Source organism: Sphingomonas sp. (genome assembly GCF_017745215.1).
Lineage (GTDB): Bacteria > Pseudomonadota > Alphaproteobacteria > Sphingomonadales > Sphingomonadaceae > Sphingomonas.
The window spans coordinates 1-19,716 of record NZ_JAGHZV010000021.1; the positions used below are offsets into that span (position 1 = coordinate 1).

The window sequence follows — 19,716 nt, forward strand, 5'->3', positions numbered from 1 at the left end:
AGTATTCTATGGGAGGCCGGGTGGGGGAGCGGGCTGGTGCCGTCTCGAAATGCGCTCTTCCGCGCATTTCCAAACGGGCTCTCAGCTCACCTAGTTCGTCATCCCGGCTTTCGCCGGGACGACGGATGATGTTGAATCAGCTCAAAGCAGCACGTCGACCGTGTGGATCGCCACCCCCACCAGCCCGCCGACCAGCGTGCCGTTGATCCGGATATACTGGAGGTCGCGCCCCACGGTGTTCTCGAGCCGGGCGGTCAGCGTCTCGGTGTCCCAGCCGCGGATCGTGTCCGAGACCAGCCGCACGATCGAATCGCCATAGTCCGCCGCGATCCCCACCGCGGCGCGGCGCACGAAGCGGTTGATCGTGTCGGCGAGCCGCCGGTCGTGCTGGAGCGTGTCGCCGAACTGCTTGAGCGCCTCGCCGAGCCTGCCCGCGGTGACGCGCTCGGGATCGCGCGCGGCGCGGAGCATCGCGGCGCGGCTCTGCTCCCACAGCCCGTCGATCCAGCGCTGGAAGGCCTGGTTCTCGAGCATCTCCTCCTTGAACGACTCGACCCGCGCGCGCAGCTCGGCGTCGGTCTGGAGCCGCTCGGCGAGCGTCACCAGCCCGTCCTCGGCGCGCAGGCGCAGCGAATGGCGGGGATCCTCGGCCATGTCGTCGAGCAGCTTGTGCAGCCCGTCGATGAGCTTGTTCGACACCGTCTCGTCGAGCCCGGTCCAGCGCATCAGCGAGCCCGAGCGCTCGTGCACCATCGCCCGGATCAGGTGCTCGTTGCCGGCGAGCACGCGCGCCGCCCAGCGGATCATCCCGTCGAGCAGCGGCTTGTGGCGGCCGTTGGCGATCGCCGCGCCCAGCGCCTGGCCGAACAGCGGCGCGAGCTCGATCGCGCGGAGGCGACCTGCGATCGCGGTCTTGGCCATCCCACCCAGCCGCTCGGGATCGAGCGATTCGAGCGCGTCGGCAGCGAGCCGCGAGGCGCCCGCGCCGATCCGCCCGCTCGACCGTTCGGGATCGGCGAGCCAGCGCCCCGCCGCGCTCGCGAGATCGAGCCGCTGCATCCGCCGCGCGACCACCCGCGCGGTGAGGAAATTGTCGCGCAGGAACTGGCCGAGCGTATCGGCGATCCGGTCCTTGTTGCGCGGCACGATCGCGGTGTGCGGGATCGGCAGGCCGAGCGGGTGGCGGAACAGCGCCGTCACCGCGAACCAGTCGGCGAGCCCGCCGACCATCGCCGCCTCGGCAAAGGCGCGGACGAAGCCGGCCCAGCCGTGATGCGGCTCCAGCGCGCGCGCGGCGAGGAACAGCAGCGCCATCGCGACGAGCAGCCCGGCCGCGATCCGGCGCATCCGGCGCAGGGCCGGCGGCACCGGCTCGGAAGCGAGAGGAGCGCGCACGAAGGACTTCATGCGCGCTCCAATCGTTCAATCGCCCGCAAGTTCACTCGGCCGGGTGCGGCCCGCCGTCGCCATAGCCGAGCTGGCCGCCCGGCTGGTGCTCGATCGTCCGCCCGCCGGGGCCGTGCTCGTCGCCCGGCGTATAGGTGAGCAGGCGGCGGCGCAGCTTGGGCCCGAGCCAGTTCTCGACACCCGTCGCCAGGCTGAAGCTCGCCGGCACGATCACCAGCGTGAGCAAGGTCGACAGGATCAGCCCGCCGATCACGGTGATGCCCATCGGCGCGCGCGACGAGGAATCGCCGCTGAGCGCCAGCGCGGTCGGCACCATGCCGGCGACCATCGCGACCGTGGTCATCACGATCGGCTGGGCGCGCTTGTGCCCCGCGTCGACCAGCGCGGTGAACTTGTCGACGCCCTTGTTCATCTCCTCGAGCGCGAAGTCGATCAGCAGGATCGAGTTCTTCGCGACGATGCCGAACAGCATCAGGATGCCGATCAGCACCGGCATCGAGATGGGATTGCCGGTGATCCACAGCCCGACCAGTCCCCCGAGCGGCGCGAGCAGCAGCGAGCCCATGTTCACCAGCGGCGACATGAAGCGGCGATACAGCAGCACCAGCACCGCGAAGACGAGGAAGATGCCCGCCATCAGCGCGATGATGAAATTGTACAGCATCTCGGCCTGCCATTTGTCGGCACCGACCTTGAGCTCGGTGACGCCGGTGGGCAGGTGCTTGATCGAGGTCTGCGCCTCGATCTCCGAACGCGCCTCGCCCGAGATATAGGATTTGCCGGTCTTGGGATCGGTCGCGAGATCGGCGCCGATGACGACGCGGCGCTGCTGGTTCAGCCGCTCGATCTTGGTCGGGCCCTGGCCGAGCGTGATGTCGGCGATGACCCCGAGCGGGACCGAGGCGCCCGACTGGGTCTGCACCGGCATGTTGCGGATCGTGTCGAGCCGCGAGCGCGCATCCTGGCGAAGCGCGACATGGATCGGGATCTGGCGATCGGAGAGCGAGAATTTGGCGCTGTTCTGCTGGATGTCGCCAAGCGTCGCGATGCGGATCGCGTTGCTGAGCGCCGCGGTGGTGACGCCCATGCTCGCGGCCAGATCGGTGCGCGGCTTGATCACGATCTCGGGCCGGTTGAGGTCGCCGGCGATGCGCGGCGCGACCAGCGTCTTGAGCTTCGACATCTGGTCGACCAGCGTGAGCGCGGTCTTGGTCAGCAGCTCGGGATCCTCGCCGCCCAGCGTCACGGTGACCGCGCGGCCGTTCGACCCCCAGCCGCCCTGCGCGCGGAAGCTCACCCGCGCATCGGCGACCTTGAGCAGCTCGGGCGTGAGCCGGCGCGTGAAGTCGTCGCTCGTCTCGGTGCGATCCTCCTTGAGCATCAGCGTCACGCGGCCGGCGCCTTCGCTGCCGCGCTCGTAGACATGCGCGACATTGGCCTCGGGACGCAGCTTGTCGGCGACCTGGCGGACGACGCGGTCGGTCTGCTCCAGCGTGGTGCCGGGCACCATCTCGATGTTGGCCGTCACCTGGTCCTGGTCCTGGATCGGCTGGAAGGTCATCGGGATCGGCCCGAAGAAGCCGAGCCAGATCGTCAGCCCCAGCGCCACCGCGCCCGCCACCACCGCCGACCAGCGGTGCATCAGCGTCCAGCGCAGCAACTTGGTGTAGTTGTTCATCAGCCAGCCTTCGCCGTGCGGGCGATGGCCTTTGGCCTTGAGGAAATAGGCCGCGATCATCGGCGTGACGAGCCGCGCCACCGCAAGGCTCATCAGCACCGAGGCGACGACGGTGAGGCCGAAGTTCTTGAAGAACTGGCCCGCCACGCCGGGCATCAGGCCGACGGGCAGGAACACCGCGACGATCGACATGGTGGTGGCGAGCACCGCGACGCCGATCTCGTCCGCCGCGTCGATCGCGGCCTGATAGGCGGTCTTGCCCATCCGCATGTGGCGGACGATGTTCTCGATCTCCACGATCGCGTCGTCGACGAGCACGCCCGCCACCAGGCTCAATGCGAGCAGCGTCATCTGGTTCAGCGTGAAGCCGAGCAGGTCCATGAACCAGAAGCTCGGGATCGCCGAGAGCGGGATCGCCAGCGCCGAGATGAAGGTCGCGCGCCAGTCGCGCAGGAACAGCAGCACCACGATCACCGCGAGCACCGCGCCCTCGATCATCGCCTCCATCGCCGAATGATATTGCTCCTCGGCATATTTGCTGGCGTTCGAGAGCAGCTCGAAATGGACCTTGGGGTTGCGCGCCTCGAGCTCCTTCAGCTTCTTCTCGGTCTCGTGGAAGATGGTGACGTCCGACGCGCCCTTGGCGCGCTGGATGTCGAACGAGATCACCGGCTTGCCGTCGTAGCGCGCGGTGCTGGTCAGCTCGGCGTAGGAATCATTGACCTGGCCCAGGTCGGCGAGCTGCACGGTGCGCCCGCCGCCCACCGCGATCTGCGCCTGGCCGAGCGCATAGGCGTCCTTGGCGTTGCCGAGCACGCGGACCGACTGCTGCGAGCCCGAGATCTCGGCGCGGCCGCCCGCAGCGTTCATGTTCACCTGGCGCAGCTGCTGGTTCACCTGGCTCGCGGTGATCCCATAGGACTGGAGCTTGGCCGGATCGAGCTCGACGCGGATCTCGCGGTCGACGCCGCCGTTGCGGCTCACCGCGGACATGCCGTTGATCGCGAGCAGCTCCTTCGACACGGTGTTGTCGATGTACCAGCTCAGCTGCTCGACGGTCATGTCGGGCGCCACTGCGGTGAAGCTGGCGATGTCGTTCTGGCTCGCCGAATCGACGCGGCCGATCTGCGGCTCGAGGATGCCGTCGGGCAGGTCCGAGCGGATCTGCTGGATCGCGCTGCGCACGTCCTCCACCGCGCGGTCGATCGGCGTGCCGAGCTCGAGCTGCACCACGGTGACGGAGTTGCCCTCGGTCACCGTCGAGTTGATCTCGTCGATGCCCTGGAGGCTGCGCACCGAAGCCTCGACCTTCTGGGTGATCTGCGTCTCGAGCTCGCTCGGCGCGGCGCCGGGCTGCGAGATCGAGATCCAGACGACGGGAAAGTCGATGTCCGGGCTGTTGTTCACGTCCATCCGCCCGAAGGCGAGCAGGCCGGCGATGGTGAGGAACAGGAACAGGACGATCGGCGGAACCGGGTTCCGGATCGCCCATGCCGAGATGTTGCGGAAGCTCATCTCACTGCCCCTTCTTGAGGACCGGGTTGACCTTCTGGCCGGGCGTGAGGAAAGCGCCGGCGGTCAGCACCACCTTCTCGCTGCCGGTCAGGCCCTTGGTGATCGCCACGCCGGTGTCCGAAACGTCGCCGGTGGTGACGAAGCGCTGCTCGGCTTCGTTCCGGGCGTTGACGATATAGACGTAGTTGCGGTTCTGCTCGTCGGTCTGCACCGCCGATTGCGGCAGCAGCGGCACGTTCTGCGTGCCCGTGCTGATCGTCGCCGAGGCGAACCCGCCCGGGCGCAGCGCCGGATTATAGGCGAGCTGGACGCGCGCGATGCCCTGGCGCGTTGTCGGGTCGATCACCGGCGCCACCTGCCACACCGGCCCGGTGAAGACGGCGTCGCTGCCCACCGGCCGCACCGTCGCGACCGAGCCGACATGGACCTTCTGGAGATCGGCCTCGGCAAGCTGCGCGCGCAGCTCCATCTCGCCGCCCTTGGCCAGGCGGAAGAGGACGCCGCTCCCCGAGCTGACGATCTGGCCCGGCTCGACCTGGCGGGTGAGCACCAGCCCGGCGGCGGGCGCCCGGATGTAGAGCCGGTTATTGCGCGCGCGCGTCTCGGCGAGCTGCGCCTCGGCGACGCGGACCCGCGCCATCGCCGAATCGCGAGTCGCGGTCTTCTGGTCGATATCGGCCTTGGAGACGAAGCCATTGCTCACGAGCTTCTGCGCGCGCTCGAGGTTCGACTGGGCGAGCTGCGCATCGGCGCGCGCCACGCGCACCTGCGCGGCGAGCGATTCGGCGGTCTGCACCTGCACCGAGCGGTCGATCGTCGCGAGCACCTGCCCGGCCGCGACCCATTGGCCCGGCTCGACGAGCACGGCGTTGACCAGCCCGCCCTCGCCCGGAACGCCCACCGGCATCTCGCGCTTGGCGGCGAGCGATCCGGTGCCGCTCACCTGCTCGGAGAGCGCCGAATTGCCCGGCACCGCGACCGTGACGGTCGGGATCTGCGCGTTCGACTTGGCGGTCTTGCCCGCGGCGGCCGAAGCCGGCGCCTTGGCGGCGTCGCCGCCCTTGCGGCCCATCATCATGAACCCGGCGACGATGACCAGGAGGATCGCGAGAATCGCGACCACCCACGGCCAGCGCCGGCGCTGCACGGTCTCGTCGCCGCTCAGAGTCAGCTGGTCGTCTCTCCCGAACATCCTTGCCTCATAGTTCATGTGCGTCATGTCCCCCGGCACAGCGGATCGCCAGCCAGACGCACTGTATTAGAAGAATAAGGCACCAACCACAAGCGGTCGTTTTGCCCCCCGCGGCGCCTTGCCCGCTTTTGTTCGCAACCGCAACCCGAGCCGCCGCGCCGCGCCGCGGCAAAGGGGCAGAACACCGCGCGCGATAATCGCGCTTGCATTGCGCGCGCCATGGCGCGACCTTCCGCGCCGGCGCCGCGGGGAACGGGCCGGAACGAGGAGAAGACAATGTCCATTCTGGGATGGCTCTTGATCGGCCTGGTCGCTGGGGCGCTCGGCAAGCTCATCATGCCGGGCAAGGATCCCGGCGGCATCATCGTGACGATCCTGCTCGGCATCGCCGGCGCGCTGCTCGCCAAGGTGCTGACGCCGATGATGGGGATCGTGATCGTCGACTGGACGTGGCAGGCCTTCGCCGCCGCGACCGCCGGCGCGATCATCCTGCTCGCGGTCTATCGCCTGGTGATGGCCAAGCGCACGCGCTGAGAGCTTCGCTGGCGGTGCGCCGGGAGGCGGGCTCCCGAACGAACAAGGCCCGAACGAAGAAGGGCCGCCCTGGGGCGGCCCTTTTTGCTATCCGGTCCGGACGCAAATCCGCGCCGGCTGCGCGCCTAGCGCAGCGCGCCCCGGCGGAAGAGGTTGACGATTCCGAGCAGGATGATCGCGCCGAACAGCGAGACGACGAAGGTCTGCACCGTCACGACGCCGTCGTTGATGTCGCCGCTCGAGAGCAGCCAGCCGCCGATCATCGCGCCGACGATTCCGACGACGATGTTCAAGAGAACGCCCTGCTGGGCGTCGGTACGCATCACGATGCTCGCCAGCCAGCCGACGACGCCGCCGATGACGAGCCAGACAATCAGTCCAACCATGGGTTTCACTCCCTCCGTTACGCCTGCGTTCGCAGGCCGTGTGAAGGGAAGAAGTCGCAATGCGGGGAGTTGGTTCCGCGCGGGGGTCGTTTGAAGACGCGCCGCGGCGCGTCTTGCGGTGCCGGCCCGCTCCCCCTCCCGGCCGCCCAACGGAAGTTTATTCAATGGGTGGCCGGAAGGGGGAGCGGGCCGGCACCGCCTGGGAAACTCGCTCTTCCGCGAGTTTCCCCAAGGAGATTCTCAGTATTTCTGCTGGCGCTCGTAGAGCGAGCGATAATGCTGGATGCGCGTGACGCGCAGCCCCGGCATGCCCGAGCGGTCGATCGCCCGCTGCCAGCCGGCGAATTCCTCGATGGTGAGGCTGTAGCGCTCGCACACCTCGTCGACGGTCAGGAGCCCGCCGTTGACGGCAGCGACCACTTCGGCCTTGCGACGCACCACCCATCGGGTCGTGCTCGGCGGCGGCAGCGAGTCCAGGGTCAGCGGCTCGCCGAGCGGGCCGATCACCTTTGCCGGACGGATCTTCTGGTTCTCAATCATCTACAACCTCGATCGGGGCGGGGGGCCCCCGCAATCAACTCGAACAGTGAAACGACCATATCGCCTGCGACTTGAACATCGACTGAAACGGCACGGTAAATGCCGCCTTCACGCCTCTTGCCAACGGGTTATCGCCGCCGCCATCAGCGTGTTGAACGCACCCTCCGGCGGCGCCAGCAGCAGGTCCACCGGCCCGCTGCCACCGATCCCGGCCTGCGCGCGCGCCGTGGGGCTCGCCGCCTGCCGCGCCGCGACGCCGACCAGCAGCACCGCCAGCTCGGTCGGCATCGCCGTGACGGCGAAGTCCCTTCCCAGTCTGGCGAAGCTCAAGTCCACTGAAGCGAATCCTACATCGTCGTTTCCGAAGGGGCCTTTTACCCGCGAGCGATGAAGGGGCCGTAAAGGCCGAGAAAACTGGCGCTTAACTTGTTGCGCACCTATGTGGCGGCGGATGACCCCCGTCGATTTCCAATTGCCCGGCCCGATTTCGGCGCGCCGGATCGTCGTCGCCATGTCGGGCGGCGTCGATTCCTCGGTGGTGGCGGCCCTCGCCGCGCGCACCGGCGCCGAGACGATCGGCGTGACGCTCCAGCTCTACGATCACGGCGAAGCGGTGGGCCGCGCCGGCAGCTGCTGCGCCGGGCGCGACATCCGCGACGCGCGCGCGGTGTGCGACCGGCTCGGCATCGCGCACTATGTCTTCGACCATGAGTCGAGCTTCCGCGAGACGGTGATCGACGATTTCGCCGACGAATATCTCGCCGGGCGCACGCCGATCCCCTGCGTGAAGTGCAACATGGGGCCGAAGTTCACCGACCTGCTCGCGCTCGCGCGCGATCTCGGCGCCGACTGTCTCGCGACGGGACATTATGTCCGGCGATTCGCCGGCCCCGACGGCGCCGAACTGCACCGCGCCGCCGATCCCGCGCGCGACCAGAGCTATTTCCTGTTCGCGACCACGCCCGCGCAGCTCGACTATCTGCGCTTCCCGCTGGGCGGCATGCCCAAGCCCCGGGTGCGCGAGCTCGCCGCCGAGCTCGGCCTCGGCGTCGCCGCCAAGCCCGACAGCCAGGACATCTGCTTCGTCCCCGACGGCGACTATGCGCGGCTGGTCAGGAAGCTGCGCCCCGACGCCGAGACCAGCGGCGACATCGTCGACGAGGCCGGACGCAAGCTCGGCGAGCACAAGGGGCTGATCCACTTCACGGTGGGCCAGCGCCGCGGGCTCGAGATCGGCGGCGCGCCCGAGCCGCTCTATGTCCTGCGCCTCGATGCGGCCGAGCGCCGGATGGTGGTGGGGCCGAAGCGCGCGCTCGCGGTACGCGCGGCGCGGATCGAGGGGATCAACTGGCTCGGCGGCAGCCACCAGGGGCCGATGACCGCCAAGGTGCGCTCGCTGGCCAAGCCCGTGCCCGCGCGGCTCGACGGCGACCGCGTGGTGTTCGACACCCCCGAATATGGCGTCGCCCCCGGCCAGGCCGCAGTGCTCTACGCCGGCGACCGCGTGCTCGGCGGCGGCTGGATCGCGGAAACCGAACGCGCCGAGCTGCTCCCCGCCTGAGATGCGCCTCACGGCGGCAGGCACGGCTTCAAAAGCGGATCATTTGAGCTCGGCGGTAAGGTCGGTCTCGGCCAGCGGGTTGCCGGGGTCGTCGACCTGGCCCTCGGGATCGATGTGGATGATGATCTCGGTCCCCGGAAAGGCCGCGCAGAGCCGGTGCTCGAGCCCTTCGACCACGTCATGCGCCTCGGCGACGGTCATCCGCGGGTCCATCCAGATGTGGAACTGGACGAAGTCGCGGTTGCCGCTGGTCCGCGTGCGCAGGTCGTGCATCCCCTTGAGCGCCGGCTCGCGCGCAGCGATCTCGACGAAGCGCTGGCGCTGTTCCTCGGGCCATTCCTTGTCCATCAGCTGGTCGATCGCCGCGACCGAGCCGCGCCAGGCGCCGAACAGCAGCCACAGCGCGATCGCGATGCCGAACAGCGGGTCGGCGCCGCGCAGGCCCAGATAGTCGTCGAGCACCAGCGCCGCGATCACCGCGGCGTTGAGCATCAAGTCCGACTGGTAGTGGATATTGTCGGTGCTGATCGCGATCGAGCCCGTCCGCCGGATCACGTGGCGCTGATAGGCGGTGAGCGCCAGCGTCGCCGCCAGCGCGACCAGCGAGACGGCGATGCCATATTCGGGATCGGTGCCGGCCGCGCCCGCCATCAGCCGCTCGAACGCCTGGGTCATGATCGCGAGCGCCGAGATCGCGATGACCACGACCTGGAACAGCGCGGCGAGCGCTTCGGCCTTGCCGTGGCCGAAGCGATGCTCCTCGTCCGCCGGCTGGGCGGCCCAATGGACGCCACCCAGCGTGACGAGCGACGCGACGAGGTCGAGCACGCTGTCCGCCAGGCTCGCGAGCACCGCGACCGAGCCGGTGCGCCAGGCGGCATAGCCCTTGAGCGCGCCGAGCAGGACCGCGGCGCAGACGCTGGCGACCGCGGCCCGGCGCGCGAGGTTGCTCACGGGTACAACAGCCCTTCGGTCCAGCCGTCGCCGTCGCGGGTGAAGACGCGGCGCTCGTGGAGGCGATGCGCGCGGTCGAGCCAGAACTCGATTGCGCTGGGGACGACGCGATAGCCGCCCCAATGCGGCGGCCGCGGCACGGGCCCGCCCTCGAACCGCGCGCGCATCGCTTCGTAGCGCGCCTCGAAGGTCTCGCGCGCATCGAGCGGGCGCGACTGGTCCGAGGCCCAGGCGCCGAGCTGCGAATCGCGGCTCCGCGAGGCGAAATAGGCGTCGGACTCGGCGTCGCTCACCTGTTCCACCGGCCCCTCGATCCGGACCTGCCGCCTGAGCGACTTCCAGTGGAACAGCAGCGCCGCCCTGGGCACCGCCGCCAGCTCGCCCGCCTTGCGGCTCTCGCGGTTGGTGTAGAAGACGAACCCGTCGGGCCCATGGCCCTTGAGCAGCACCATCCTCACCGAAGGCTGGCCGTCGGCACGCACCGTGGCCAGCGCCATGGCGTTGGAGTCGTTGGGCTCGGACACGCGCGCCTCGCCGTACCAGTCGGCGAACAGGACGAAGGGATCGGTCGACATGGCCGAGCCCATAGCAAAGCTGTCCCCTGCCGCCACCTTGCTGCTGCCTCCGCAGAGGATTATTCTTTGCCGCATGGAAGTCGATCCCGACAGCAGGCCCGACCTCGGTGACCTGCACGACGCGATTCGCGAGGGTCGCAGACATTGAAGCGGGAAGACTTGTCGATGCCGAAACCGCAGAGCTGCGTGAACGCTATCGACCGCTTTAACGAGCGAGCCCTCAATCCTCCCCTGGAAGGGGAGGGGGACCGCCGCGAAGCGGTGGTGGAGGGGTAGCTATCCGCGGGCGACGTTGTTCGTAGAGAGCTACCCCTCCGTCGGCCTTCGGCTGCCACCTCCCCTTCCAGGGGAGGATTGGGATGTCGTTACGGCCTGTGGCGGTATCGTCCGACACCTTGGTGTGAGTGGCGGGCAGGAACGAATCCAGCCAAGCACCATTGAATCGCCATCGCAACAAGGGAGAATCCCATGGCCGCGCGTGCCTATTGGCAGGGGCAGATCCGTCTCGCGCTCGTCTCGATCCCGGTCGAGATCTATTCCGCCACCAAGTCCGGCGCCCAGATTTCCTTCCACCAGATCCACGAGCCGAGCGGCAAGCGCGTCAAGTACGAGAAGGTCGTCCCCGGCATGGGCCCGGTCGACGCCGACGAGATCATGAAGGGCTTCGAGTTCGAGAAGGGCAGCTACGTCCTGCTCGATCAGGACGAGATCGACGCGGTGAAGCTCGAATCGAAGAAGACGCTCGAGCTCACCCAGTTCGTCGACGCCGCCGACATCGACGTGCTCTATTATGAGAAGCCCTATTTCGTCGTCCCCGCCGACGACCTGGCCGAAGAGGCGTTCATCGTGCTGCGCGAGGCGCTCCGGCGCACGAAGAAGGTCGGGCTCGGCCAGCTCGCGATGCGCGGGCGGGAATATGTCGTGAGCCTGAAGCCCTGCGGCCGCGGCATGATCCTGGAGACGCTGCGCTATGCCGACGAGGTCCAGAAGGCGCAGGGCTATTTCCGCGACATCCCCGACGACAAGCCCGACCCCGAGCTGCTCGACCTGGCGGAAACGCTGATCGCCAAGAAGGCCGGCAGCTTCGATCCCAGGGAATTCCACGACCGCTATGTCGATGCGCTCAAGGACCTCATCGAGCGCAAGCGCAAGGCCAAGGGCGGCAAGATCATCGAGGACGCCGGCGACGACGGCGCGCCGCGGCGCGGCTCGAACGTCGTCGACCTGATGGCGGCGCTCAAGAAATCGCTCGAAAAGCCGGGGGCCAAGGCGGAACCCGAGAAGAAGGCGCCGGCCAGGAAGGCCCCGGCGCGCAAGCGGGCCTGAGCGATGGCGAAGTTCAACGACGCCTGGACCGTCCAGCCGCACGGCCCCGTGGAAGAAGTCGACGAGGGCATTCTGACGGTCGCCGGCGAGATCGTCATGCCGCTCGGCCGCTTCCCGCGGCGGATGACGGTGGTGCGGCTCGCCGACGGCGGCACCGCGATCTGGAGCGCGATTCCGCTCGCCGAGCCCGAGATGGCGCGGATCGAAGCGCTGGGTCCGCCGAGCTTCCTGGTCGTGCCGGGCGTCGCGCACCGGCTCGACGTGCGCGCGTGGAAGGCGCGCTATCCCGCGATCCGGGTGCTGAGCGCCGCCGGCGCGCGCGACGCGGTGGACGAAGCGGTGACGGTCGACGAAGCCGGCGACGTGCTCGACGATCCGCAGGTCGCGCTCGAATCGGTCCCCGGCACCGGCGACCGCGAGCTGTCGCTGCGCGTCGATCGCGCGGGCGGCACCACGCTGCTGCTCAACGACGTGCTCGCCAATGTCCGCCACCCGAACGGATTCGGCGCCTGGGCGATGGCGCGGCTGTTCGGCTTCGGCGTGGACGGCCCGCGCGTGCCCAGGCCGGTCATCGCCAGGATGGTGACCGACCGCACCGCGCTCGCGGGCGCCTTCCGCGGCTGGGCGGACCTGCCGCGGCTGAAGCGCATCCTCGTCTCGCATGGCGATCCGATCGCCGACACCCCCGCCGCGGCGCTGCTCGCCGCCGCCGCGCAGCTGGAGCGCTGAGATGGCCAAGCCCGACCCGCTCGAGAAATACAACAGGATGCGCGACTTCGCGAAGACCGCCGAGCCGCGCGGCGAAGTGGCGGCGGCGGGCTCGCGCCGCTTCATCGTCCAGAAGCACGACGCGACGCGGCTCCACTGGGACTTCCGGCTGGAGATCGACGGCGTGCTCAAGAGCTGGGCGGTGACGCGCGGCCCCAGCCTCGACCCGGGCGAGAAACGCCTCGCGGTGCGCACCGAGGACCATCCGCTCTCCTACGCCAGCTTCGAAGGGACGATCCCCGAGGGCGAATATGGCGGCGGCACGGTGATGCTGTGGGACGAAGGCCGCTGGGCGCCGGTCGAAGGCAAGAGCGAGAAGGACCTCGCCAAGGGCCACCTCCACTTCCGCCTCGACGGCGAGCGGATGAAGGGCGAGTGGCTGCTGATCCGCCTCAAGCCGCGCGGCAAGGAGCGCGGCGAGAACTGGCTGCTCCGCAAGCTCGACGATGCCGAGGCCGGCGCGACCGACACGCTGGTCGAGACCGGGCTCACCAGCGTGAAGACCGGGCGGACAATGCAGGAGATCGCCGAGGACAAGCCATCCCATCGGTCATCGGATGACGGCAGGAAGCGAAAGCCCCCCAAGTTCCGCCCCGTCCAGCTCGCGACGTTGGTCGACGGCGTGCCCGCCGGCAACGGCTGGATCCACGAAGTGAAGTATGACGGCTATCGCGCGCTCGTCGCCACCGGCACGAGCGAGCCGAAGATCTACACGCGCTCGGGGCTCGACTGGACCGGGAAATTCCCGACGATCGCCGAAGCGGCGCGGGCGCTCCCGCCCGGGCTGCTGATCGACGGCGAGATCGTCGCCTTCAAGGACGGCAAGCCCGATTTCTCGACGCTCCAGGATGCGATCGGCAGCGGTGGCGAGGGGCTGACGCTCTTCGCCTTCGACCTGCTCGAAGCCGACGGCGAGGATCTCGCCAAGCTCCCCCAGGTCGCGCGCAAGGATCGGCTGCGCGCGCTGATCGGCGGTCACGAGAGCGATGCGCTGCGCTTCGCCGAGCACGTCGCCGGCGCCGGCGAGAAGCTGTTCGAGGCGATGTGCCGCGAAGGCTATGAGGGCGTCGTCTCGAAGAAGGCCGACGCGCCCTATCGCGGCAGCCGCACCAAGGCCTGGCTCAAGACCAAGTGCATTCGCCGGCAGGAGTTCGTGATCCTCGGCTGGTCGCCCAGCGACGCCAGGGGCCGGGGCTTCCGCTCGCTGCTGCTTGGGCTGAACGAACGCGGCCAGCTGCGCTATGCCGGCAAGGTCGGCACCGGCTTCGACACCGCCACGCTCCTGAACCTGCGCGAGCGGCTCGAAGCGATCGCGATCGACAAGCCCGCAGCCGAAGTCCCCCGCGCCGAGGCGCGCGGCGCACGCTGGGTGAAACCCGAGCTGGTCGCCGAGATCGCCTTCGCCGAGTTCACGGCCGACAAGGTCGTGCGCCATGCGAGCTTCCTCGGCTTGCGCGAGGACAAGGAGCCGGGCGATGTCGTGATCGAGGAGCCCGTCGCCGTGACCGAGAAGCCCGTGACCAGCATCAGGATCAGCCACCCCGAGCGGGTGATCTACCCCGATGCGGGGATCACCAAGGGCGAGCTCGCCGACTATTACGCCGCGGTCGCGCCGATCCTCCTCCCCTGGCTCGCCAACCGCCCGGTCAGCCTGGTCCGCTGCCCGCAGGGGCGCGCGAAGAAATGCTTCTTCCAGAAGCACGACGCCGGCAGCTTCGGCGAGCACGTCCACCACGTCGACGTCCGCGAGAAGGACGGGTCGGTCGAGCCCTATCTCTACCTCGACGATGCCGATGGCGTGCTCACCTGCGTCCAGATGGGGACGATCGAGTTCCACGGCTGGGGCAGCCTCGTCGCCGATATCGAGAAGCCCGATCGCATGGTGTTCGACCTCGATCCCGACGAGGGGCTCGATTTCGACCTCGTCCGCAAGGCCGCCGAGGGACTCAAGGAGCATCTCGCCGAGATCGGGCTGGCGAGCTGGCCGATGCTCTCGGGCGGCAAGGGCGTGCACGTCGTGGTGCCGCTCGAGCCCCGGGCCGAATGGCCTGACGTGCGGTCCTTCGCCGAACGCTTCGCCCGCGCGCTGAGCGAAGCCGAACCCGAGCGCTTCACCGCCAATCTCAAGAAGATCGAGCGAAAGGACCGCATCTTCATCGATTATCTGCGCAACCAGCGCGGCGCCACCGCCGTCCTCCCCTACGTCGCCCGCGCCCGGGAGGGCGCCCCGGTTGCCGCGCCGGTCACCTGGAGCGAGCTGCGCGACGCCGAGAATGCGCGCCGCTTCTCGATCCGCGACGCCGAAGCGCTGATCGAGCGCGCCAACGGCCGCGCGCTCGCCGGCTGGGGGCTTTCGGACCAGGTGTTGCCGGACCTCTAGGGCTGGTCGCCGGTCAGCCCCGAAGCGCAGAGAGCCGTCCTCGATCCTCGGCCGGCAGGTTGCAAAATAGGAAATGCAGTGCGAGCCTCCTCGCCGCTCTTTCGCATCGTCGATCCCTGGCTGCACCTCGTTGGAGCCGATAGGCGTGCGCTCGCGCCGAACCCGATTTTCTCGGATGATGAGTGTCAACCGCGTAAACTGTATTATTCCGATACTACACCCGATCCCGGTCGCCCAGCTGCGGCCAACTCGTTGAGACATATCGATATTCGGCCCTCCTGCCCGCGCCTTCGGCGAAGCGGGACGAGGAGCGCCGGACGGACGCCGGAGGAGAGGCCGGGCGCGATCCTTGTTGCCATGCAGCAATGAATGCCCCATCGTCCCCGAAACAGGGACGGGAATGCATGCGTGGCCAGTAGCGCCGCCAGTTTGTTCGACGCAGGCACGATCGCCGACCGCTGGATCGCCGACTATTGCGCGCCCGGCCGCGAGACCGACGTGCTCTGCGCGGAGCGCGGCGGCGGGCGCGACGATGCCTGGAACACCGTCTTCGAGGAGCTCGCCGGCCTCTCGGGCGACAGCCTCGGACACGCCCGCGAGCGTGCCCAGCGCCACGCCGAGGACATCGGCACCGGCTTCCGCATCGCCGGCGAGGAAGGCGAGGAACGCCCCTGGCCGCTCTCCCCGGTGCCGCTGCTGATCGCCGACGCCGAGTGGAAGACCATCGCCGCGGGCATCGCCCAGCGCGCGGAAGTGATGGAGGCGCTGCTCGCCGATCTCTACGGCCCGGCGAAGCTCGTCACCGACGGCCACGTCCCTGCCGCGCTGGTGACCGGCAGCCCCTTCTTCCTTCGGCCCGTGAGCGGGCTCAACCCGCCGGGCGACAAGCACCTCGCCTTCATCGCGGCCGACCTCTGCCGTGGGCCAACCGGCGAGTGGCGCGTGCTCGCCGACCACCTTCGCGCGCCCGCAGGCGCCGGCTATGCGCTCGAGAACCGGCTCGCGATGGCGCGCACCGTCGGCGGCTTGCAGACCCGGCTCAACATCCTGCGCCACGCGCCCTTCTTCGCGGGGTTCCGCGACGGGCTCTCGGCGCTCTGCCGCCGCGCCGATCCGCGGATCGCGCTGCTGACGCCGGGCCGGCTCAACCCCAGCTATGCCGAGCAGGCGCATCTCGCGCGCTACCTCGGCTTCCTGCTGGTCGAAGGCGCCGACCTCGCGGTGCGCGAGGACAAGGTCTATGTCCGCACGATCGTCGGCCTCAAGCGCGTCGATGCGCTGTGGCGCCGCATCGACCCGCGGCTGCTCGACCCGCTCGCCTTCGATTCGCACTCGACGATCGGCGTGGCGGGGCTGGTCGACGCCATGGCGGCAGGCAATGTCGTCGTCGCCAATGCGCCGGGCACCGGGCTGCTCGAATCGCCCGCCTTTGCCGCCTTCCTGCCGCGCCTCGCCGAAGTGCTGACCGGCGCGCCGCTCCTGCTCCCCAACATCGCGACCTGGTGGTGCGGCCAGGATGCCGAGCGCGACCATGTCGAGGCCAATCTCGACACGCTGCTGATCTCGCCCGCCTTCGGCGTCCAGACGCTCGGCCTGCCCGAGGGCGCCACGCTCGGCGCGTCGATCGTCGGTGAGGCGCGCGCGGCGCTGCTCGACGACATGAAGCGCCGCCCGCAGGACTATGTCGGCCAGGAGATCGTCCGCCTCTCGACGATGCCGGTGGTGACCGAGGATGCGCTGGTGCCGCGCCCCTTCACGCTCCGTGTCTTCGCCGCGCGCGGGCCCGACGGCGAATGGATCGTCCTTCCCGGCGGCTTCGCAAGGATCGGCGAGCATGCCGACGTCCGCGCCGCGGTGATGGGCGAAGGCATGTGGTCCGCCGACGTCTGCGTCCATTGCGAGGATGCGGTCGCGCCGGTCACGCTGCTGCCCTCGGACGACACCACCCAGCTGCGCCGCAACCCCGGCACGCTCCCCAGCCGCGTCGCCGACAATCTCTTCTGGCTCGGCCGCTATCTCGAGCGTGGCGAGGCGCTGCTCGGGCTGGTGCGCGTGCTGCTCGGCAATTCGATCAGCGCCGAGACCGGCGCGGCGCTCTCCGCCGACACGGTCTTCCGCCTCGCCGGCCTCGTCATCGCCGCGGGCGCCGCGCCCGAGCCGCGCGCCTACAAGCGCCCGGACCTGCTCGCGCTCGCCAAGACCGCGATGGAGGATGAGGAGGGCTGGTACAGCGTCCGCGCGATCAACGTGCAGGCGCGGCTGATCGGCGAAGTCTCGCGCGAGCGGCTCTCGGCCGACATGATCCGGCTGCTCGATGCGCCGGTGCCGACCAAGGGCACGCTGCTCGACCGCGCCGGCACGCTCCAGCGCCGCTATTCGGCGCTCGCCGGCCAGTCCGCCGAGCATATGGCGCGCACCGACGCCTGGCGGTTCCACGACCTCGGCCGGCGGATCGAGCGATCGACGGCCGGCATCCAGGCGATCCGTGCCTTCGGCGGCCCCGAGGCAACCGCCGACGACCTCTCGACGCTGCTCGACCTCGCCGACAGCCAGATCAGCTATCGCCAACGCTACTTGACCGGCATGGCGCGCGTGCCCGTGCTCGACCTGGTGACGCTCGACCCCGGCAACCCGCGCTCGATCGCCTTCCAGGTCGCGGCGATCTCGGGGCATCTCAACAAGCTGCCGCTGCTCTCCGACGACGGGCTCGCCGAAGCCCAGCAGGAACAGGCGCGCGAGCTCGCGGCGATCCTCGTCACGGCGCGCGCGACCCGGATCGACGATGCGATGCTGCTCGACCTCAGCAACCGCCTCTGCCGCCTGTCGGACGAAGTCGCGCGGCGCTATTTCCTCCAGGGTGCCGAGGCGCTGCGCGCCGCGGGGCTCGTGCTCGCCTGATGCGCTATGCGATCCGCCACGTCACCCGCTTCGACTATGCGCAGCCGGTGGCGTTCGCGCGCTGCAACCTCAGGCTCAAGCCGATCCACTGGTCGGGCCAGACCGTCGAGGACTATGCGCTGAGCGTCGAGCCGGGCGGACGCACCTATCCCGCGCATGCCGAAGCCGGGCTCGCCAATGTCGTGCGGCTGGTGATCGAGGCGCCGGCGCGCACGCTGACGATCGAGAGCCGCGCCCGCGTCCATGTCGACCGCCAGATCCCGGTCCCCGCGCCCGGCGATCCCACGCTCGGCGAGATCGCGCGATGGGCGCGCGCGAGCCTGGACATGGGGCCGGCGAGCCCGGCCTCCTATCTCTTCCCCTCGCCGCTGATCCCGCTCGACCGCGATATCGCCGCCTGGTGCGCCGAAGACCTCGATCCCGGTCGCGGCGCGCTCGAAGCGGGGATCGCGCTCGCGCGGCGCATCCAGCGCGAGTTCGCCTTCGATCCCACCGCCACCCTGGTCGACACGCCGCCGCACGAGGCCTTCGTCAAGCGCGGCGGCGTCTGCCAGGACTTCGCGCAGATCATGATCACGGGTCTCCGCGCCGCCGGGCTCCCCGCCGCCTATGCCTCGGGCTATCTCCGCACGCTGCCCCCGCCCGGCCAGCCGCGGCTGGTGGGCGCGGACGCGACGCACGCCTGGGTGCTGCTCTGGTGCGGGCCGGCACTGGGCTGGGTCGGGCTCGACCCGACCAACGGCATCTGGATGGCCAACGACCATGTCGTGATCGCGATCGGCCGCGACTATGCCGACATCGCGCCCGTCGACGGCCTCGTGCTCGGATCGGGCGCGCAGCACATGGCGGTCTCGGTCGACGTCGAGCCCCTGGAAGAAATGCCTGCCTGACGCTTGGACTTGCGCTCGCCGCGCCGGGAGCCGATGTACGCGCCAGTTTCGAGGGGAATGATGGCCGATCCGTACGCAACATTGGGCGTGGAACGCAGCGCGAGCGAAGCCGATATCAAGAAGGCCTATCGCAAGCTCGCCAAGGAGCTGCACCCGGACCGCAACCAGGACAATCCCAAGGCCGCCGAGCGCTTCGCCCAGGTGACCCAGGCCTATGACCTGCTCACCGACAACGACAAGCGCGCGCGCTACGACCGTGGCGAGATCGACGGCGACGGCAACCCCGCCATGCCCTTCGGCTATGGCGGCCCTGGCAGCCAGGGCGGCTTCCGCGCGAGCGAGTTCGGCGGCGAGACGGTCGACATCGGCGACATCTTCGAAGGGCTGTTCGGCGGCGGCGCGGGCAAGCGCGGCGGCGGCGGCTTCACCGGCGGGTTCGGGGGCTTCGGCGGGTTCGGGCGCAAGCAGGCGGCGGCCAAGGGCGCGAACGTCGCCTACAAGCTCGCGGTGTCGCTTCCCGACGCCGCCCGGCTCGCGCCGCAGCGGATCACGCTCGGCGACGGCAAGACGATCGACCTCAAGCTCCCCGCCGGCGTCGAGACCGGCACGCAGATGCGCCTCGCCGGCAAGGGCGAGGAAGGTCCCGGCGGCGCGGGCGACGCGATCGTGACGATCGACATCCAGCCGCACCGCTATTTCGCGCGCGCCGGCGACGACATCCGCCTCGACCTGCCGATAACGCTCTCCGAAGCCGTGCTCGGCGCGCAGGTGCGGGTGCCGACGCCCGACGGGCCGGTGATGCTCACCGTCCCCAAGGGCTCGAGCTCGGGCAAGGTGCTGCGCCTCAAAGGCCGCGGCTTCCACCGCAAGGACAAGACGCGCGGCGACCTGCTCGTCACGCTGATGATCGACCTGCCCGCCGATGATGCCGCGCTCACCGAGTTCGTCCAGGGGTGGCAGGAGCACGACAAGGGGAACCCGCGCGGACGAATGGACGTCTAGCGTCGTGTTCAGCTACGCTGAACGGCACCGGCCCGCTCCCCCACCCGGCCACCCATAGGATACTGGCGTTGGGTGGCCGGGTGGGGGAGCGGGCCGGTGCCGAAACCGTT

General features: G+C 69.5%; 17 protein-coding genes. 9 read left to right on the forward strand and 8 right to left on the reverse strand.

The features are described from left to right. Positions 1-141 precede the first annotated feature (141 nt). From J7495_RS17410 to J7495_RS17420, 3 genes are all read right to left on the reverse strand, one after another. Positions 142-1,347 carry a DUF445 domain-containing protein gene (locus J7495_RS17410; RefSeq protein ID WP_294058220.1) on the reverse strand — a complete coding sequence of 402 codons (1,206 nt, stop codon included), beginning with the start codon at positions 1,345-1,347 and terminating at the stop codon, positions 142-144. A 91-nt stretch (positions 1,348-1,438) separates the two neighbouring features. After that, a complete protein-coding gene (locus tag J7495_RS17415) occupies positions 1,439-4,600 on the reverse strand; it encodes an efflux RND transporter permease subunit (protein WP_294058118.1) in 3,162 nt (1,053 codons plus the stop codon). Between the two features lies 1 nt (position 4,601). Further along, positions 4,602-5,810 carry an efflux RND transporter periplasmic adaptor subunit gene (locus tag J7495_RS17420; RefSeq protein WP_294058222.1) on the reverse strand — a complete coding sequence of 403 codons (1,209 nt, stop codon included), beginning with the start codon at positions 5,808-5,810 and terminating at the stop codon, positions 4,602-4,604. Positions 5,811-6,068: 258 nt separating this feature from the next. Here J7495_RS17420 and J7495_RS17425 point away from each other — a divergent pair, with 258 nt between their 5' ends. After that, positions 6,069-6,326, forward strand: a complete 258-nt coding sequence (locus J7495_RS17425) for a GlsB/YeaQ/YmgE family stress response membrane protein (RefSeq protein WP_294058119.1) — start codon at positions 6,069-6,071, stop codon at positions 6,324-6,326. Positions 6,327-6,451: 125 nt separating this feature from the next. On the opposite strand, the gene J7495_RS17430 is transcribed toward J7495_RS17425, so the two are convergent. The 3 genes from J7495_RS17430 to J7495_RS17440 all read right to left on the reverse strand — a co-directional run bounded on the left by J7495_RS17430 (position 6,452) and on the right by J7495_RS17440 (position 7,588). Continuing rightward, positions 6,452-6,712 (reverse strand): GlsB/YeaQ/YmgE family stress response membrane protein, encoded by a 261-nt coding sequence (locus tag J7495_RS17430; RefSeq protein ID WP_294058120.1) that lies wholly within the window; start codon positions 6,710-6,712, stop codon positions 6,452-6,454. Between the two features lie 240 nt (positions 6,713-6,952). Further along, positions 6,953-7,252, reverse strand: a complete 300-nt coding sequence (locus tag J7495_RS17435) for a DUF1153 domain-containing protein (protein WP_294058121.1) — start codon at positions 7,250-7,252, stop codon at positions 6,953-6,955. Positions 7,253-7,360: 108 nt separating this feature from the next. Further along, positions 7,361-7,588, reverse strand: coding sequence for a hypothetical protein (locus tag J7495_RS17440; protein WP_294058122.1), 228 nt, complete (start codon positions 7,586-7,588; stop codon positions 7,361-7,363). Between the two features lie 115 nt (positions 7,589-7,703). On the opposite strand from J7495_RS17440, the gene mnmA reads away from it, so the two are divergent. After that, positions 7,704-8,813, forward strand: coding sequence for a tRNA 2-thiouridine(34) synthase MnmA (gene mnmA, locus J7495_RS17445; protein ID WP_294058124.1), 1,110 nt, complete (start codon positions 7,704-7,706; stop codon positions 8,811-8,813). A gap of 39 nt (positions 8,814-8,852) precedes the next feature. Here the strand turns inward: mnmA and J7495_RS17450 are convergent, their stop codons facing one another. After that, entirely contained in the window at positions 8,853-9,767 is a 915-nt protein-coding gene (locus J7495_RS17450; RefSeq protein ID WP_294058125.1) for a cation diffusion facilitator family transporter, read from the reverse strand. Beyond that, positions 9,764-10,342 carry a pyridoxamine 5'-phosphate oxidase gene (gene pdxH, locus J7495_RS17455; RefSeq protein WP_294058127.1) on the reverse strand — a complete coding sequence of 193 codons (579 nt, stop codon included), beginning with the start codon at positions 10,340-10,342 and terminating at the stop codon, positions 9,764-9,766. Before pdxH ends, J7495_RS17450 begins: the two co-directional genes overlap by 4 nt. On the opposite strand from pdxH, the gene J7495_RS17460 reads away from it, so the two are divergent. The 7 genes from J7495_RS17460 to J7495_RS17490 all read left to right on the forward strand — a co-directional run bounded on the left by J7495_RS17460 (position 10,341) and on the right by J7495_RS17490 (position 19,606). Next, the gene (locus tag J7495_RS17460; protein ID WP_294058129.1) at positions 10,341-10,490 is read left to right on the forward strand and encodes a hypothetical protein; all 150 of its coding nucleotides are present in this window, start codon (positions 10,341-10,343) and stop codon (positions 10,488-10,490) included. The two genes, pdxH and J7495_RS17460, sit on opposite strands and share 2 nt — an antisense overlap. A 320-nt stretch (positions 10,491-10,810) precedes the next feature. Next, on the forward strand, positions 10,811-11,668 hold the full coding sequence (locus J7495_RS17465) for a Ku protein (protein WP_294058130.1): 858 nt from the start codon (positions 10,811-10,813) through the stop codon (positions 11,666-11,668). 3 nt (positions 11,669-11,671) lie between these two features. Then, on the forward strand, positions 11,672-12,397 hold the full coding sequence (locus J7495_RS17470; RefSeq protein WP_294058132.1) for a hypothetical protein: 726 nt from the start codon (positions 11,672-11,674) through the stop codon (positions 12,395-12,397). Between the two features lies 1 nt (position 12,398). Beyond that, on the forward strand, positions 12,399-14,816 hold the full coding sequence (gene ligD / locus J7495_RS17475) for a DNA ligase D (RefSeq protein ID WP_294058134.1): 2,418 nt from the start codon (positions 12,399-12,401) through the stop codon (positions 14,814-14,816). A gap of 369 nt (positions 14,817-15,185) precedes the next feature. Then, positions 15,186-17,714, forward strand: a complete 2,529-nt coding sequence (locus J7495_RS17480) for a circularly permuted type 2 ATP-grasp protein (protein ID WP_294058135.1) — start codon at positions 15,186-15,188, stop codon at positions 17,712-17,714. Further along, on the forward strand, positions 17,714-18,604 hold the full coding sequence (locus tag J7495_RS17485; protein ID WP_294058136.1) for a transglutaminase family protein: 891 nt from the start codon (positions 17,714-17,716) through the stop codon (positions 18,602-18,604). The genes J7495_RS17480 and J7495_RS17485 overlap by 1 nt, the downstream gene beginning before the upstream one ends. A gap of 60 nt (positions 18,605-18,664) precedes the next feature. Continuing rightward, positions 18,665-19,606 carry a J domain-containing protein gene (locus J7495_RS17490; protein ID WP_294058224.1) on the forward strand — a complete coding sequence of 314 codons (942 nt, stop codon included), beginning with the start codon at positions 18,665-18,667 and terminating at the stop codon, positions 19,604-19,606. Positions 19,607-19,716: the final 110 nt, after the last annotated feature.